The 14,689-nt window shown below is 71.9% G+C and carries 14 protein-coding genes; 6 read left to right on the top strand and 8 right to left on the bottom strand.

Annotation, left to right across the window (positions count from 1 at the left end):
* Positions 1-5: 5 nt before the first annotated feature.
* Positions 6-1,889, bottom strand: coding sequence for an MltA domain-containing protein (locus ABD927_RS22230; protein WP_345252076.1), 1,884 nt, complete (start codon positions 1,887-1,889; stop codon positions 6-8).
* A gap of 94 nt (positions 1,890-1,983) precedes the next feature.
* Positions 1,984-3,015 carry a phosphate/phosphite/phosphonate ABC transporter substrate-binding protein gene (phnD, locus tag ABD927_RS22225; protein WP_345252075.1) on the bottom strand — a complete coding sequence of 344 codons (1,032 nt, stop codon included), beginning with the start codon at positions 3,013-3,015 and terminating at the stop codon, positions 1,984-1,986.
* 137 nt (positions 3,016-3,152) lie between these two features.
* Here phnD and ABD927_RS22220 point away from each other — a divergent pair, with 137 nt between their 5' ends.
* Positions 3,153-5,087: an ATP-binding response regulator gene (locus ABD927_RS22220; RefSeq protein ID WP_345252074.1), complete on the top strand. Its 1,935-nt coding sequence runs from the start codon at positions 3,153-3,155 to the stop codon at positions 5,085-5,087.
* 45 nt (positions 5,088-5,132) lie between these two features.
* Here the strand turns inward: ABD927_RS22220 and ABD927_RS22215 are convergent, their stop codons facing one another.
* Positions 5,133-5,762: an OmpA family protein gene (locus tag ABD927_RS22215; protein WP_345252073.1), complete on the bottom strand. Its 630-nt coding sequence runs from the start codon at positions 5,760-5,762 to the stop codon at positions 5,133-5,135.
* 206 nt (positions 5,763-5,968) lie between these two features.
* Here ABD927_RS22215 and ABD927_RS22210 point away from each other — a divergent pair, with 206 nt between their 5' ends.
* Together ABD927_RS22210 and ABD927_RS22205 are read left to right on the top strand one after the other, a co-directional pair.
* A complete protein-coding gene (locus ABD927_RS22210; RefSeq protein ID WP_345252072.1) occupies positions 5,969-7,120 on the top strand; it encodes an ABC transporter substrate-binding protein in 1,152 nt (383 codons plus the stop codon).
* Positions 7,117-9,012 (top strand): ATP-binding protein, encoded by a 1,896-nt coding sequence (locus tag ABD927_RS22205; RefSeq protein WP_345252071.1) that lies wholly within the window; start codon positions 7,117-7,119, stop codon positions 9,010-9,012. The genes ABD927_RS22210 and ABD927_RS22205 overlap by 4 nt, the downstream gene beginning before the upstream one ends.
* Positions 9,013-9,023: 11 nt before the next feature.
* Here ABD927_RS22205 and ABD927_RS22200 read toward each other — a convergent pair whose 3' ends face one another.
* Both ABD927_RS22200 and ABD927_RS22195 read right to left on the bottom strand, forming a co-directional pair.
* Positions 9,024-10,064, bottom strand: a complete 1,041-nt coding sequence (locus tag ABD927_RS22200; protein ID WP_345252070.1) for a Gfo/Idh/MocA family protein — start codon at positions 10,062-10,064, stop codon at positions 9,024-9,026.
* On the bottom strand, positions 10,061-10,252 hold the full coding sequence (locus tag ABD927_RS22195; protein WP_345252069.1) for a hypothetical protein: 192 nt from the start codon (positions 10,250-10,252) through the stop codon (positions 10,061-10,063). The genes ABD927_RS22200 and ABD927_RS22195 overlap by 4 nt, the downstream gene beginning before the upstream one ends.
* On the opposite strand from ABD927_RS22195, the gene ABD927_RS22190 reads away from it, so the two are divergent.
* Positions 10,251-10,682 carry a HipA domain-containing protein gene (locus ABD927_RS22190; RefSeq protein ID WP_345252068.1) on the top strand — a complete coding sequence of 144 codons (432 nt, stop codon included), beginning with the start codon at positions 10,251-10,253 and terminating at the stop codon, positions 10,680-10,682. The genes ABD927_RS22195 and ABD927_RS22190 overlap by 2 nt on opposite strands.
* A 165-nt stretch (positions 10,683-10,847) precedes the next feature.
* On the opposite strand, the gene ABD927_RS22185 is transcribed toward ABD927_RS22190, so the two are convergent.
* From ABD927_RS22185 to ABD927_RS22175, 3 genes are all read right to left on the bottom strand, one after another.
* Positions 10,848-11,441 (bottom strand): hypothetical protein, encoded by a 594-nt coding sequence (locus tag ABD927_RS22185; RefSeq protein ID WP_345252067.1) that lies wholly within the window; start codon positions 11,439-11,441, stop codon positions 10,848-10,850.
* Between the two features lie 202 nt (positions 11,442-11,643).
* Positions 11,644-12,411 carry a hypothetical protein gene (locus tag ABD927_RS22180; RefSeq protein ID WP_345252088.1) on the bottom strand — a complete coding sequence of 256 codons (768 nt, stop codon included), beginning with the start codon at positions 12,409-12,411 and terminating at the stop codon, positions 11,644-11,646.
* Between the two features lie 289 nt (positions 12,412-12,700).
* The gene (locus tag ABD927_RS22175; protein WP_345252066.1) at positions 12,701-13,180 is read right to left on the bottom strand and encodes an Hcp family type VI secretion system effector; all 480 of its coding nucleotides are present in this window, start codon (positions 13,178-13,180) and stop codon (positions 12,701-12,703) included.
* Between the two features lie 197 nt (positions 13,181-13,377).
* Between ABD927_RS22175 and ABD927_RS22170 the strand changes: the two genes are divergently transcribed.
* Both ABD927_RS22170 and tssE read left to right on the top strand, forming a co-directional pair.
* Positions 13,378-14,181: a type VI secretion system accessory protein TagJ gene (locus ABD927_RS22170; RefSeq protein ID WP_345252065.1), complete on the top strand. Its 804-nt coding sequence runs from the start codon at positions 13,378-13,380 to the stop codon at positions 14,179-14,181.
* Positions 14,174-14,689: a type VI secretion system baseplate subunit TssE gene (tssE, locus tag ABD927_RS22165; RefSeq protein ID WP_345252064.1), complete on the top strand. Its 516-nt coding sequence runs from the start codon at positions 14,174-14,176 to the stop codon at positions 14,687-14,689. The genes ABD927_RS22170 and tssE overlap by 8 nt, the downstream gene beginning before the upstream one ends.

Below are 14,689 nucleotides of genomic sequence, written 5' to 3'. Positions count from 1 at the left end.
GCGCGTCACTGCTCCACGCAGTTGTCCGGATCGGGCACCACGCAGTCGGGCAGCGCGGCGCCTGCGGCGCCACGCGTGCGGATCGACGCCGTCGCGGCCGGGACATCCAGGCCGCGCGGCAGCAGCAGCCACATGCGCCCGGTTTCCTTCATGCTGGCCGCGCGGTTGCCGGCATGCGGCCCGAAGCCCCAGAAATAGTCCGCCCGCACCGAACCGCGGATCGCGCCGCCGGTGTCCTGCGCGAACATCAGCCGATTGATCTGCGCGCCGGCGTCGTCGTCTTCGCCGGTGGCCACGAACACCGGGTAGCCGAGCGGCGTGGTGCGCGGATCGACGGCGATCGAACGGCCCGCGGTCAGCGGCACGCCCAGCGCGCCGAGCGGGCCCTGCGGATTGTCGGGAATGGCGCGGAAGAACACATAGCTCGGGTCCGGAATGCCGGTCACGGCGCCCGTGCTGCCGAAGTCCGGCGTGGCGTCGGGCGCGTTCGCCGCGGCCGCAGGAGGTGTCGCGGCGGGGGGCGCAGCAAGGGGCGAGGTGGCGGAAAGCGCAGCCGCGGGAGGCGCCGCCGGGACCGTATCGGGCCGCCCGGCCGTCTGGTTGCGAGGCGCCGTGCCAGTAGTGGACGGCGCCTGCTGCGGTGAACCGGACAGCGCCGCAATGATGGCGTCCACCGATGGGGCGCCGCCAGCCTGGCCCGGCCTGGGGTGCGCCGGTGTCGCCGGAATTGCCGATGCCGCCGGCGTTGCCGGCGCTGCCGGAGTCGCCGGAGTCGCCGGAGTCGCAGATGCCGCAGGTGCTGTAGACGCCGCAGGCGCCGGCGCGCTGCCCGACAGCACCGCGATGATGCGCGCCACTTCCGGATCCTGGCTCACGGCCCGGCTGGCGCCCAGGCCGCGTGTCCTGATGCCGGGCAGCGCCGGGCCGTCGCCGTCCGAATGCAGCCCGCGCGTCTTGATCGCCGTCCCGGCCAGCGCCACGTCGCTGCCGGAAGACTGCGGCAGGAAGGGATGGCCATTCTGCTCGGCGTAGGCCACGCGCACGATCTCGCCGTCGGGCAGGCGGATCTTGCCCGAGCCCTGGATCTGCATCGAATACAGCGCGTAAGGATCGCCGACCCACGCCAGCGTCCGCGCGTCGAGCCGGCGCCGTTCGATTTGCTGGCGGGTCCAGTAAGGCACGATGCGCCCGCCGTCGATGCGGACCCGGTAGCGCTTGTCGCGCACGCCCGCCGCCAGGCCGTCCAGCGCGATCTCGTACGGGCGCGCCCCGGGCGTGCCGGCCGGCGCCGCCACCAGCAGCCGGCCATCCGGCCGCAGCCATTGCGACGCGCCGGCCGCCGCCGTGCGGGCGTCGATGAACAACAGGTCCGCCGGCACCGCATGCACCGGATAGGGATAGCGCGCGCTGCGGGTGCGGCTGCCTTCCAGCAGCGGTTCGTAGTAGCCGGTGATGATGCCCTGGTCCGTCATGTCGGGATTGAGCATGGCGTAGGCATAGAAATTCTGCTCGAAGAAGACGCGGATCGCCGCATCGCTGCCTGCCGGCAGCCGCACCGCGCCTGCGCACAGCGCCTGCCAGACCGGCTTCTTGCCCAGCGCCAGGCAGCTCTGGCGGAACGCGCCGATGCTCTCGCGCATCGAATCGCCGTTCCAGCCCGGCAGCGCCGAGAACGGCACGGGCTGGAAGCGCGCGTAACGGGTGGAGAAGGGCGGCCCGAGGTTGTCGTCAGGGGAAGCCGCCGCGGCCGGCACGCCGTCCTCGCCATCGGCGGGCATGGCCGCGCAGGCGGCCAGCACGGCCGCGATCGAAACGACCGCCGTCCGCGCCGGCCGGAAAGAAGGCCGCCCGGCGCGACGCCGCGCGGCGGAACCGATGCGCATGGGCATGGCGCGCCTCCATCGGGATACGACGATGCCCCGAGTGTGGACGCCAAGGCCGCGCGGCGCCATACCACCTAGGGGATATGACCCGCGCCAGGCGCTACTTCTGCAGCCGCTGCCGCTGTGCCTCGTACTCCGCCTGCAGCCGGGCCAGCCGCGCCTGGCGCGCCGCCTCCGACACCCATTGCCCCGTCATCGCCTGGCGCCGCGCCAACTGGTACTCCAGCTGCAGCACAGGCAGCATGGCGCGATCGTCGGCCACCAGGAAACCCGCCAGGCCGTGCAGCCGCGCCAGCACGGCGCGCTGCGCCTGCGCCGCCGGCCCGCTGCCGCGGCCGTAGTCGCGCAGGAAGGCCCGCACCTTGTCCATCAGCTCCTGCGAATGGCCGATGCGCATCACGATCGCGCCGTGCGGGATCAGGTCCGACTCCCACAGGATCCGCAGCCGCGCATACTCGGCCGGGAAGCGGCGCGCGAAGCGTTCGAGGTCGGCCGTATTGTTGGTGGCGACGTCGACCTCGCCGTTGGCCACCGCCAGCGCCGCGCCCTGGTGGCCGTCGATGGTCTCGCTGCGGAAATGGGTTTCGATCTGGATGTTGCGCGGCGTGAACAGCTGCAGCTGCGGGATCACATAGCCCGACATCGATTGCGTCTCGCCGTGCGCCAGGCTCCAGCGCCCCGGCCTGGCCAGCACGTCTTCCAGCGAAGCGACCGGCCCGCCGCGGCGCGCCAGCAGCACCGAGCGGTATCCGGGTAGGCCATCCGGCCGAGTTACCTGGGCCAGCACTTTCATGCCATTCTCGAGCACGGCGTCGACCGCCAGCTTGCCCGAAACGAAAGCCAGGTCGACGCGGTTTTCCTGCATCGCCAGGAGCAAGCCTTCATAGGAGGTGACCGACAGCGCAACCACCTGCAGGCCGATGGCCCGGCCCATATCGTCGAGCAGCGGCTTCCAGTCTTCGCGCGATTCCAGCGCGCCGCCCAGCGGCAGCACGCCGAAGCTCAGGGTCGGCCCGGCGGCCGGCGCGGCGCCGGGCCGCGCGCACAGCAGCAGACACAACATGGCCAGCAGGCCGCTGCGGATCCGCCGCCAGGCCCGGCTCCGGCCATTTCCCGGAGTGATTCGGTGCATTGTCGTTGCGCTACGCCGACATCGTCGATGGGTTGCGATCATCGCATCTCACAAACGCTTGCGCAGGTGGAATTTGGCAACAAATTCCAGCGGCGCGGCTTGTGCCGGCGCCGGTGTACGCACAGAATCGCCTTTCCATGACCATTCACCAACGCGCGAACGATTTCCCGCCGGCCGCGGCGGCGCCCGGCCGCAAGCGGCGCTGGCTGTCGCGCATGCCGCTGGCCGTACGCCTCGTGCTGCTGTGCCTGGTGCCCGCCTTCGTCGCCACGCTGGCCGTGATGGGCGTTCTGGCGCGCCATCACCTGACCGAACTCACCGAGCTGACCCGCAACAACGCCCGCGCCGTGGCGCGCCAGGTGGCCACCGTGTCGCGCACGCCGCTGGCCCGCATGGACCGCCGGGCGTTGCTGTACGCCGCCCGCAGCGGCAACGAGCAGCCCGGGGTGCGGCAGGTGCAGATCCGTTCCGACGACGGCGAAATCGTCGCCCAGGCCGGCCACTGGACCAAGCCCGGCGACCCGCCCGGCCTGGAAGTGCTGGAGCCGATCGACGGCGAAGACGGCCGTCCGCCTGCCGGCGAGGTCATGGTCGAATTCGAGCTCGATTCGATCGAAGCCGCGCGGCGCAGCCTGTGGGCCACGGTATTCGGCCTGCTCGGCGCCAGCGTGCTGGGCGTGGGCCTGGCCGGCTGGTGGGCCGCGCGCGGCATCAGCCGCCCGGTGCGCCGGCTGGCCGAGGCGGTCGACAAGCTGGGCGAGGGCGTGGAGGTGCGGGTGGACGTCGACGCCACGGCCGAGATCGGCCGCCTGCAGCGCGGCTTCAACGTCGCCGCCCATGCGCTGGCCGACAACCGCAAGACGATGCAGACCCAGATCGAGCGGGCCACGCAGGAACTGGCGCTGAAGAACCACCAGCTCGAAGCCGCCAACCAGGGCAAGACCCGGCTGCTGGCGGCCGCCAGCCACGACCTGCGCCAGCCGCTGCATGCGCTCACCTTGTTCACCGACGCCCTGCGCTCGGACGAAACCGATCCGCGGCGCATCGCCCGCATCGAATCGATCCAGGAATGCGTCGACTCGCTCGACCGGCTGTTCTCCGAACTGCTGAACCTGTCGCAGATCGATGCCGGCGCGATGAAGCCGCAGCGCACCGCCTTCCCGCTCGACCGCCTGTTCGACGAGATCAGCCGCAATTTCCGGCCGGTGGCCGAACAGCAGAACCTGCGCCTGGTGGTGCGCAAGGCCGACGTCTGGATCGACAGCGATTACGTGATGCTGTCACGCATCCTGAACAACCTGCTCAGCAATTCCCTGCGCCATACCGCGCAGGGCGGGGTGCTGCTGGGCGTGCGGCGCGCCGGCGGCGACCACGTGCGGATCGAGGTATGGGACACCGGCGTCGGCATCGCCGAAGAGCACCAGCAGAAAGTATTCGAAGAGTTCTACCAGGTCGACGCGCCCAGCGCCCGCGGCGCGCGCGGGCTCGGCCTGGGCCTGGCCACGGTGCGCCGGCTGTGCGAACTGCTGGGCATGCCGCTGGCGCTGCGCTCGCGCCCGGGCCGCGGCACCGTGATCAAGCTGCTGGCCCGCCGCGCCGCGCCGATCGAGGCCGCCCCGCCGCCGGCCGCGCTGCTGCCCATGGATTTCAAGGGCCTGTCTTTCCTGGTGATCGACGATGAGCCCAGCATCCTGGAAGGCCTGTCGCTGGTCCTGCAAGGCTGGGGCGCCGAAGTCGCCGTGGCCGAGAACCGCGCCCAGGTGCAGGCGCTGGCGCGGCGCTGGACGCGGCCGCCCGACATGATCATCACCGACCTGCTCTTGCGCGACGGCGAAAGCGGCATCGACATCGTGCGCGAACTGGAAACCCATCCCGACCTGCGCGGCCGCCCCCTGGCCAAGCTGCTGGTCACCGGCGAAACCAAGCCCGACCGCCTGCGCGAGATCGCCGCCGCCAAGATCCCGGTGCTGCACAAGCCGGTCGCCCCGGCCATCCTGCGGCAGACCATCGCGATGGCGGTGCGCATGGCCAAGGCGCGCGATCGCTCGCCGGCGGCGGGCTCGGTGGCCTGACCGCGGCGCGCGCAGGCCGGCCCGCCGGGCGCCGATCCCGGCCCGTCAGCCGCGCTGCGCGATGACTTCCACCCGCCGGTTGGCCGCCGAGTTCGGATTGGCCGGATCGAGCAACTGGCTGAAGCCGCGTCCCGCCGTCTTCAGGCGCGACGGTTCCACGCCCTGCTGGACGAGGAAGGATTTGACCGCCGCCGCCCGCCGTTCCGACAGATGCTGGTTGTATTCGGCCGAGCCGACGGCGTCGGTGTGGCCGACGATCAGGAAGCTGCGGTCGCGCAGCGCGTCGGATTGCAGCGCGGTGGCCAGGTTTTCCACCGCCTGGCGCGAGGCGCCGGCAACGCGGTCCGAACCGAAGTCGAATTTCACCTGTATCGAAACCGACGGCGCGGCGGCCGGCGCGGCCGGGACATTGGCGGGCGGCGCTTCGGCCGGCACGCTTGCGCCGGGCGGCACCGCCGTGGCCTGCGAGGCCGCGCCGGGGCGCAGGTTGAAGCCGCGGGTGTGCACGCCATCGTTGACCGAGGCGTCGTCGCCCTTGAGCTGGTCGATGAAATCCACCACCGACGGCGTCTTGTCGCCGAAGTCGGCGGCCAGCGCGGCCAGCGGCAGCCAGGCCGCGAACAGCGCGCCGCCGAATCGCAGCGCATGGCGGTGACGCGAGAATCCCTGGTGCATGGTCGATCCATCCTCGATGATCGGATACCGGGCTTGCAGTGTCGCGCAGCCGGCGCCGGTTTTCGATAGGCCGTCAGGCATATCCCGCGGCAATACGCCTAACGCGGTATCGCGCGGCGCCGCGCCGTTCCGTAGATTGTGGCATCGGGCCGCCGGCCCCCCAAGCGAGAGCATGGCCTCCGGTTCGCGCGGAGGCCGATCGAAGAATGATGATCACATTGGCGGGCGCCATGCGCTGGCTGGGCGCCGCGTGCATGGCGATCGGAACGGGCTGTGCGGGCGCGGCCGACCTGACGCTGGTGCTGGGCGACGACGCTGCCGACTACTCCGAGTTCGTGGCGCAGATGCAGGCGGCGCACCGGCGCGCGGGCGCCGACGTCGCGCTGTCGGTCGTGCAGGCCGGCGGCGCGCCGCGCGGGCCTGCCGCGGTGGCGGATGCGCAGGACGATACGGTGGACCCCGCGTTCGCCGCGGGCGGGCGCACGCGTTCGCTGCGGCCGGCACCGCCACCGTCGATGTCGCCGCCATCGCCGCTGTCGATCCCGCCCTCTTCGCCGTCGTCATCCTCGCCCCCGGCGCTCCCGTCGTCTTCGCAGCCGCTCTCGTCGTCTGCGCCGCCGCCGCTGCTCCCGCCGCGCGCGTCATCCGCCGCGCCCGGCGTGCTGGTGGCCGTGGGCGCCCAGGCCGCCCGCAGCGTGCTCGAGCGGTCCGGCGGCGAGCCGGTCCTGCTGGCGCTGCTCGGCCGCCTCGAATTCGAATCGCTGCGCGCCCTGCCGGCCATGGCGCGCGGCGACCGCGCCATCGGCGTGCTGTTGCGCGACCCGCCCATGGCCCAGCAACTGGCCCTGATCGCCGCCGTCCTGCCCGGCCAGCGCCGCGTGGGCGTGGTGGCCACCCATGCGGCCGAACCGCTGTTGCAGGAACTGCGCCGCACCCCGGGCTGGAAATTCTCGGCGGCCGACGCCTCCGACCCGCTCACGCTGGGCAGCGCGATCCGCGCGGTGCTGCCCGACAGCGACGCGCTGCTGGTGCTGCCCGACACCGTCGGCACCACCGCCGCCGCCAGCCTGGCCGTGCTGGAAGCCGCCGCCACCGCCCGCCGCCCGGTATTCGCCAACAGCGAGGCGATGGTGCGCGCCGGCGCGCTGGCCGCCGTGGTGGCCCGCCCCGACGCCCTGGCCGAACAGGCCTACGCGCTGGGCCGCCGGCTGGGCCATGCGGCGCCCGGCCAGGTCATGGTGGAGTATCCGCAGCGCGTGGCCGTGCGCACCAATCCGCACGTGGCGCAGGCGCTCGGGCTCAAGCCATTGCCCGACAACGAACGACTCGCCGCGACGCTCGCGGCGGCGCCGCGGTGAGCGCCACGGAATCGGCATCGGCCGGCGTGGCGGCTGCCTCTGGCCGCCGCGCCGGCAGCCTGGGCCGCGACCTGATCTGGCTCGGCGTGCTGCCCTGCGCGCTGGCCGCCGTGGCGCTGACCGCATGGTTCACCCGCACCCAGCTCGACACGCTGGAAACCGCCTTCCGCACCGAGGGCCACGCCGTGGCGCGCCAGGTGGCGATCGCCGGCGGCCTGCCGCTGTACGCGGGCGACCTGCCCACGCTGCGCCACATCGCCGAAAGCACCGTGGCCGCGCACGTGGCCTCGCGGGTGGAGATCGGCAACGCCGGCGAACTGCAGGTGGACGCCGGCGTGCCGGCCGCCGAGCTGCGCCAGGCGCGCGCCTTCTTCGCGCCGGTGGCGGTGCGCAGCGGCGACTGGCCCAGCGACTTCGCGCGCGCGCCCGGCGCCGAGCCGCAGTACCGCACGATCGGTTCGGTGCGGGTGTTCCTGGACGCCTCGGCGCTGCGCCGCGAGCGCACCATCTCGCTCACGGCCGGCGCCGGCATCGCCCTGCTGGCCCTGGCGCTGGCCTGGCTGTCGGGCCGCCACGTGGCGCGCGCGGTGCTGCGCCCGCTGCGCCGCATTTCGTCGACCGTGGCGGCGCTGCATGGAGGCCGGCTCGACGCCCGCTGCGGTCCCTGCGGCCGCCACGAGATCGCCTCGCTGGCCAGCGACATCGACCGCCTGGCCGAGCGCCTGCAGACCGACGTGCAGCAGCGCGAACGCCGCATCCGCGAAGCCACCGCCGAAGCGGTGGCGCGCACCTACCAGGCCGAACAGGCCACGCTGGCCCGCACCCGCTTCCTGGCCGCCGCCAGCCACGACCTGCGCCAGCCGCTGCACGCCATGGGCCTGTTCATCGACAGCCTGCTGCCCGGCGCCACGCCCGACCAGCAGCCCGCGCTCGAACGCCTGCACGAAAGCACCCAGGTCATGAGCACGCTGCTCGACGACCTGCTCGACATCTCGCGCCTGGACGCGCGCGTCCTCAAGCCGTCGCTGGCGCCAGTCGCGCTGAGCACGCTGTTCGGCCAGCTCGACACGGTGCACGGCGCCCACGCCCGCGAGCGCGGCGTGCGCCTGCTGTGGCGCGACCGCCGGCAGGCCGTCGTCACCGACCCCGCGCTGACGCTGCGCGTGATCGGCAACCTGGTCCACAACGCGGTGCGCAACGCCGAAGGCGGCACCGTGCTGGTCACCGCGCGGCGCACGGCCGGCGGCCGCGTCCGCATCGAGGTGCGCGACAACGGCACCGGCATCGCCAGGGTCCACCAGGCGCGCATCTTCGACGAGTTCTACCAGGTGGGCAATCCGGGCCGCGACCGGCGCAAGGGCTTCGGCCTGGGCCTGTCGATCTGTTCGCGCATCGCGCAGCTGCTCGACACCGAGATCCGGCTGCGCTCCGAACCCGGCCGCGGCAGCACCTTCTCGTTCGAGCTGCCGCAGACGGACCTGTCGGCCACGCCCGTGAACGCCGGCGAAACGCCGCCCCCGATCAAGCCGCTGTGCTGCCTGGTGGTGGACGACAACGAGGCGATCCTGGACGGCACCGCTTCGCTGCTGGGCAATTGGGGCTGCAAGGTGGACCGCGCCGCCAGCGCCGAAATCGCAGTCGACCAGCTCGACCGCAACGGCGCCGCCTACGACATCGTCCTGTGCGACCTGCAGCTGCGCGACGCCGAAGACGGCCTGGCCGTCATCGCCCAGGCCCGCCGCCTGGCGCCGCAGGCGCTGGCCGTGCTGGTCTCCGGCGCCACCACGCCCGACACGCTGCGGCGCCTGCAGCGCGACGGCATCCCGCTGCTGACCAAGCCGGTCGCGCCGGCCCGGCTGCGCGCGCTGCTGGCCACGCGGCGCGCGGGGTAGGGCGGCACCCGTCAGGCGCGCCGCGCCACCTCGTACGCGGCCTCGATCAGTTCAACCGCGCGCACGCAGTGCCCGGCGTCGATCGGCGGCGGCTCGCCGCGATCCAGGCGATTGAGGCATTCGGCCAGGATCCGGCGATAGCCGCCCACGTAGTCCGGCGGCGTGGCGATGGTGCGCGCGCCGTCCGGACCGACGATTTTGACGCCCTCGTCCACGCTCAACACCAAGGCCTTTTCGCCGGCCACCTTGCGCTCGCGGTCGGTGTAGTCGCGCGGCCAGGTGGGCACGGTGTAGCCGACCTCGTTGTGGCACAGAATGCCGCTGGGCGTGCGCAGGGTCACCAGGGCATAGTCTTCCACTTCGCCCTGGTGGATGGCGTTGCTGGTCACGGCCGACACCACCTCGGGCTCTTCCCCGGTGATGAAGCGCGCCATGTCGAAGCCATGCGATCCCAGGTTCAGCAAGGCGCCGCCGCCGGCCTGCGCCTTGCTCAGCATCCACGGGCAATCCCACTCCACGTAGCGCTGGATGGTCGGACGGATCAGCCGGAAGTAGATGTGAGACACCCGGCCCAGCTCGCCGGCCGCCAGCATCTCGCGCGCGGTCTCCCCCCAATGGCTGTAGCGATACCAGAACGGCGCGCACACCCAGGCCGAACGTTCGCGCGCGAAGGCGGCCAGTCCGGCGACGGTGGCCGCGTCGACGCCCCACGGCTTTTCCATCACGAACGGCTGGCCGCGCGCCACCAGGTCGCGGAAGATCCGCGGCATGTCGACATGCCGGCCGAGCGCCACGACCAGATCGGGCCGCGTATCGTCGAGCATCCGCCGGTAATCGGTATAGGCGACGCTGGAAAAGCGGCCGGCGCGATCCTGCGCGATGGCCGCGTCGGGATCCGACACGCCGACGATGTCCTGCTTCAGTTCCGCCAGCAGCGGCAGATAGCAGGCGTCGTAGCAGGCATGCCAGTGGCCCGCGCCGACCACGGCGACGCGATGGCGGCGCGGCCACCGGAAGCCGGACGCGGAAGGCGGTGTGCCGGCGGCCGTCATGCCGCCGCCTCCACGGGGACGGCATCGGCTGCGGCGTTGCGCGCCGCGTTGCGCCCTGCGATGCGGCCCGACACGAAGGCCCAGCCGATGTGATGGCCATGGCCCCACAGGAAGATGCCGCCCTGGCCGGCGGCGCCGGCGCCGAACAGCCCGGGGATGGGCGAACCGTCGGCCCGCAGCACCTGCATGTCCTTCGATATCTTCAGGCCGCTGTTGGTAAGGTTGATGAAGACCTTGACCGGCCCGAAAGCGATGGCGGACCCGGCATGGCCGACTGCCTGGCGCTACGCAGCGGCAGCGATGACCCGGCACGACCGCCTGGCCTTCCAGCTCACATTGCTGGCCTACTGGATCATGGCGGCGATCGACGGCCACGCGAAGAACTACTCGCTGTTCCTGCTGCCGGGCGGCTCCTATACGATGACGCCGCTCTATGACGTGCTGTCCTTTTGGCCCTACGTCGGCGCGCGCCGGGGTTGGCTCCACCAGCGCGATGTCACGATGGCCATGGCCTTGGGCAGCAAGAATGCGCACTATCGGCGCGAGGAGTCCAGGCCCGCCATTGGCACGGACTTGCCCACCGCCAGGGCGGCCCTGATGTGTGGCGGGCCATGGTAGCCCTGGTCGAAAGCGTGGCATCGCGCTCGATCATGTCCAGACGCAACTGCCGAATGATTTCCCGGCCGGGATATGGGAGCCGATCGCGCGACACATGCGCCGACAGGCCGACCGGTTCCTCGCCCAGGCAGCGAAACTGCCCGCCGCTTAGATGGGCCAATGCCTTCAAGCCTGCACGCGGCAGGCCTCGCGCAGCCGCTCGCGCATCGCCAGCGCCGCGCCGCGGAATACCTGCCTGTAGGCGATCCGGGCATCGCGGCCGAGGATGTCGGAGGCGACCGGGGTGCCGGTCAGCACGCTCATGCCGGGCAGCGCGTCGCGCAGGCCGACCCGGCCGGGGCAACTGCGGATCTCGGGATCGATGCGCGTTTCCAGCCCCTTGCTGATCTGCCATTCGCGCGCCACCGCCCGCACCGCCGCCAGCCGCCCGGCGGTCAGGCGGCCGATCGCCCGGAACGGTTGCGGCACGTCGGCCGCCGGCAGCGGCACGTCGGCCGCCGGCAGCGGCACGTCGATGCCGTTCCAGGTCTGGACCATGCCGAACCGTTCGCACAGCCGGTCGTCCGGCTCCAGCAGCACGTCCGTCAGGCCGGCCTGCGCGGTATCGAACCCCAGCATCCACGCGTGCCAGCGGCGCCATCCCGGCGGCAGCGCAAAGCCGCGCGCGGCCGGCACCACGCGGTCCAGCAGCAGTCCGAGCCCGGCGCCGCGCTCGGCCACGCACAGCAGCACACCGGGCCGTGCGCGCAGGCATGGCATGCCGGATGTCGTCGGTGCGGAATGAAGCATGGGCTGGACTCGCGGCAATCAGGCTGACACAGCCTAGACGATCCAGCAGCGGCATTTTTTCAAACCGGCGACAGCGGGATGCGGATACGCCCACGGCCGGCGGACGGTGCCGCCGTCGCCGGCGCCGGCGACGGCTCCGCGGTGCGGGAGCAGCCTGATTCAGTGCGGCAGGTCAGTGCGGCAGCGCATCGGCCTCCTGCGCGGCGCTGGCCTGCGCGGCCAGGATGCCCAGCGCGAACAGGATCGCCTGCCGGTTCTCGCTGCGCACCTCGATGCCCAGCGTATCGCTCATCCACACGCCGATCCGGGTGCGGGCGAAGGCGGCAGGCAGCGCGCCTTTCTTCAGCACGATGCCGAGCTTGCCGGCGCGGTAATGATAGGAGGCGATCCGGTGGCGGGCGGCCAGCTGCGACAGGCCGCCGCGGTCGTCCACCGACTGCCCCAGGCCGCCGGCCAGCAGCAGCCGGTCCTCCGGCGCCAGGCCGGCGATGAAGCGGCGCGCCAGCCGCGCCACCGCCTCTTCGTCCAAGCCATGGTCCAGCAGCGCCTCGCGCACCGGGTCGGGCGAGCCCGAGGGCTTGTGCTCCAGAACGTGCGACATGTCATCGGCGTCCAGCGAAACGTTGCGCTGGCGGCTGGCGCTGCGCAGGCAGTCGATCAGGAAATTGCGGAAATAGGCGCAGATCGCGTAGGCGTTCGACGGCGCGCTGTGCGCCCCCGTGTCGGCGCGCGCGGCGCCGCCCGGGTCCAGCCGCAGCACCTTGGCGAACAGGAACTGCGCCACCAGTTCTTCCTTGTCCTCGGGCAGGGCCTGCAGCTCCGGCGGATGATAGCGGGCCAGCGCGCTCTGCACGATCTGGTAGAGCCGGGCGGTTTCCTCGCCCGACAGACGGCTGCGGCGCTGCCACAGGTCGGCCAGCCCGCCGGCCGGCGTTTCCATCGCCGGGGCCTTCACGGCCGCCCCCCCGCCCGAAGTCGCGTACATATCGATGGCCCTCCCGGATGCCGCGTCAGTGCGGAGCATTCTGGTGCGGGCCCGACACCCTCAACAAGACGACTTAAGACATGCACCGAACGGCATAGAAAGGCCGGCGCGGCGAGCGACATCGGCCATTCGGCCGGGATGCGCGCCCCATGCCCCTCGCCGCCCCCACCCGGGACGCAGCGGATCCGGCTCCGCCGGTCCGCCAGCGTCGCCCCCTGGGAGGCGCGCGAAGCGCGTAGGGGGGTCAGCGCTTTGCGCCGGTCTTGATGTTCCAGCCGAACTTGACCGCGCCGCCCAGCCCGCCCTTGGCATCCTGCGGCTTGTATTCGAATTCGATGTCTTCGTAGAAGAAAGACACCGTTTCGGTAATGTCGCCGCCCGAGGCGCCGGAAGGGCTGATGCTGGTGATGTTGACCGCCTTGAAGGTGACCTTCAGGAAGTCCTGCTGGCCGTCGCCGGCCTTGCGCGAGGTCAGCGTCACGGTGGCCACGGGCCGGCCGGTGGCCAGCGCCTTGGCCAGCGTGGGCGAGGCCTTGTCGTAGTGGTGGACGAAGCTGAAGTCGCCGGCCGAGGCCTGGCCGACGCCGCTGCCGCCGCCGGCGCTGCGGGCGACGACGTTGGTCGCACCCCAGCCCCAGCTGAGCACGTCGATTTCGTTTTCGTGGCCTTCGCGGCTCGACTCGCCGTCGATCCCTTCGAACTTCAGGAATGCGTCAATGCTCATGTTGTTTCGCTCCTATCGTGTGAAAGCGGGGGTGTGCTCGGCACATTGCTAGGACGAAGCTGGCCGCCCGTTTTTCAAGCGACAAACGGCATAGGTCGAGTTGCACAAAAAACAGGCGCGGTTTTCAAAATCCGCCGGCCTGCCCGTCTTATAGACATAAGCAGGCATACCCCGACCCTTTCAACGGAACCGCGACCGTGCCATCCGCCGAAGAATCGCTGCGCCAGGGCGACACCGCCGCCGCGTTGCAGCAGCTCACCGAACAGGTGCGCCGCCAGCCGGGCGACGCGCGCCTGCGCGTCTTCCTGTCGCAACTGCTGATGGTGACCGGCCAGTGGGAGCGCGCCGGCAACCAGCTCGGCGTGGCCGCCGAGCTCGACGCGGCCGCCATCCCGATGCGCCAGATCTACAGCGACGCCATCCGCTGCGAACAACTGCGCACGGAGGTATTCGCCGGCCACAAGGCGCCGATGGTGTTCGGCCAGCCCGAGCAGTGGCTGGCGCTGCTGATCGAGGCGCTGCTGCGCCAGGGGCAGGGCGAAGACGCGCTGGCGGCCGACCTGTCGGCCCGCGCCTTCGACGAGGCGCCCGCCAGCGCCGGCGCCATCGACGGCACGCCGTTCGCCTGGATCGCCGACGCCGACATGCGGCTGGGTCCGGTGCTGGAGGCCGTCATCAATGGCCGCTATTACTGGGTGCCGTTCGCGCAGCTATTGCAGGTCGACATCGAGGCGCCCGAAGATCTGCGCGATGTCGTCTGGAGCCCGGCCCACTTCAAGTTCGCCAACGGCGGCGAGGCGCTGGCGCTGATCCCCGCCCGCTACCCCGGCTCGCACGCCGCCGGCGACGGCGCCCTGCAGCTGGCGCGCAAGACCGACTGGCGCGAGCCGCGACCGGGCTTCTTCGAAGGCATCGGCCAGCGCCTGTTCAGCACCGACGCGGGCGACCGCGCGCTGCTGGAGACCCGCTGCATCGTCCTCCAACCGCGAGCCGATGGCTGAGCCCGCCGCCGCCGAGCGCCTGCAGCCCTCGCTGCTGGACCGGCTCATCGACGACGAACCCGACCAGCGCAGCGAGCCGCGCGAGGCCCGCGTGCTGACCAAGCAGGCGCTGCGCACGGCGGTGCTGCGCGACCTGGCCTGGCTGTTCAACGCCAGCAACCTGGAAGACCGGATCGACGCGGCGCGCTATCCCGAAGTGCGCAAATCGGTGCTCAATTACGGACTGCCGCAGCTGTCGGGCGGCTATGCTTCCAGCGTCGATCCCGGCCGGCTCGAATCCATCGTGCGCGACGCCGTGATGCTGTTCGAGCCGCGCATCATCGCCTCGTCGCTGGTGATCGAAGCCGTGCTCGACCGCTCCATCCTCGACCTGCACAACCAGATCGGCCTGGTCATCCGCGGCCTGTTGTGGGCGCAGCCGGTGCCGCTGGAATTCGTGCTGCGCACCCAGCTCGACCTGGAGGACGGCGCCATCGTGGTGGTCGACGCCGGCCGCCCCAACGCCTGA

It is taken from the genome of Pigmentiphaga soli, assembly GCF_039541095.1.
GTDB lineage: Bacteria > Pseudomonadota > Gammaproteobacteria > Burkholderiales > Burkholderiaceae_B > Pigmentiphaga > Pigmentiphaga soli.
The sequence above is the reverse complement of the archived record's forward strand: the minus strand, read 5'-3'. Positions and strand labels throughout refer to the sequence as shown.

Coding starts and splice junctions, on each gene's coding strand:
- ABD927_RS22230 (WP_345252076.1), bottom strand. CDS start 1,889: ATGCCCATGCGCATCGGTTCCGCCGCGCGGCGTCGCGCCGGGCGGCCT.
- phnD (WP_345252075.1), bottom strand. CDS start 3,015: ATGCACCGAATCACTCCGGGAAATGGCCGGAGCCGGGCCTGGCGGCGG.
- ABD927_RS22220 (WP_345252074.1), top strand. CDS start 3,153: ATGACCATTCACCAACGCGCGAACGATTTCCCGCCGGCCGCGGCGGCG.
- ABD927_RS22215 (WP_345252073.1), bottom strand. CDS start 5,762: ATGCACCAGGGATTCTCGCGTCACCGCCATGCGCTGCGATTCGGCGGC.
- ABD927_RS22210 (WP_345252072.1), top strand. CDS start 5,969: ATGATGATCACATTGGCGGGCGCCATGCGCTGGCTGGGCGCCGCGTGC.
- ABD927_RS22200 (WP_345252070.1), bottom strand. CDS start 10,064: ATGACGGCCGCCGGCACACCGCCTTCCGCGTCCGGCTTCCGGTGGCCG.
- ABD927_RS22190 (WP_345252068.1), top strand. CDS start 10,251: ATGTCCTTCGATATCTTCAGGCCGCTGTTGGTAAGGTTGATGAAGACC.
- ABD927_RS22195 (WP_345252069.1), bottom strand. CDS start 10,252: ATGCAGGTGCTGCGGGCCGACGGTTCGCCCATCCCCGGGCTGTTCGGC.
- ABD927_RS22185 (WP_345252067.1), bottom strand. CDS start 11,441: ATGCCATGCCTGCGCGCACGGCCCGGTGTGCTGCTGTGCGTGGCCGAG.
- ABD927_RS22180 (WP_345252088.1), bottom strand. CDS start 12,411: ATGGAAACGCCGGCCGGCGGGCTGGCCGACCTGTGGCAGCGCCGCAGC.
- ABD927_RS22175 (WP_345252066.1), bottom strand. CDS start 13,180: ATGAGCATTGACGCATTCCTGAAGTTCGAAGGGATCGACGGCGAGTCG.
- tssE (WP_345252064.1), top strand. CDS start 14,174: ATGGCTGAGCCCGCCGCCGCCGAGCGCCTGCAGCCCTCGCTGCTGGAC.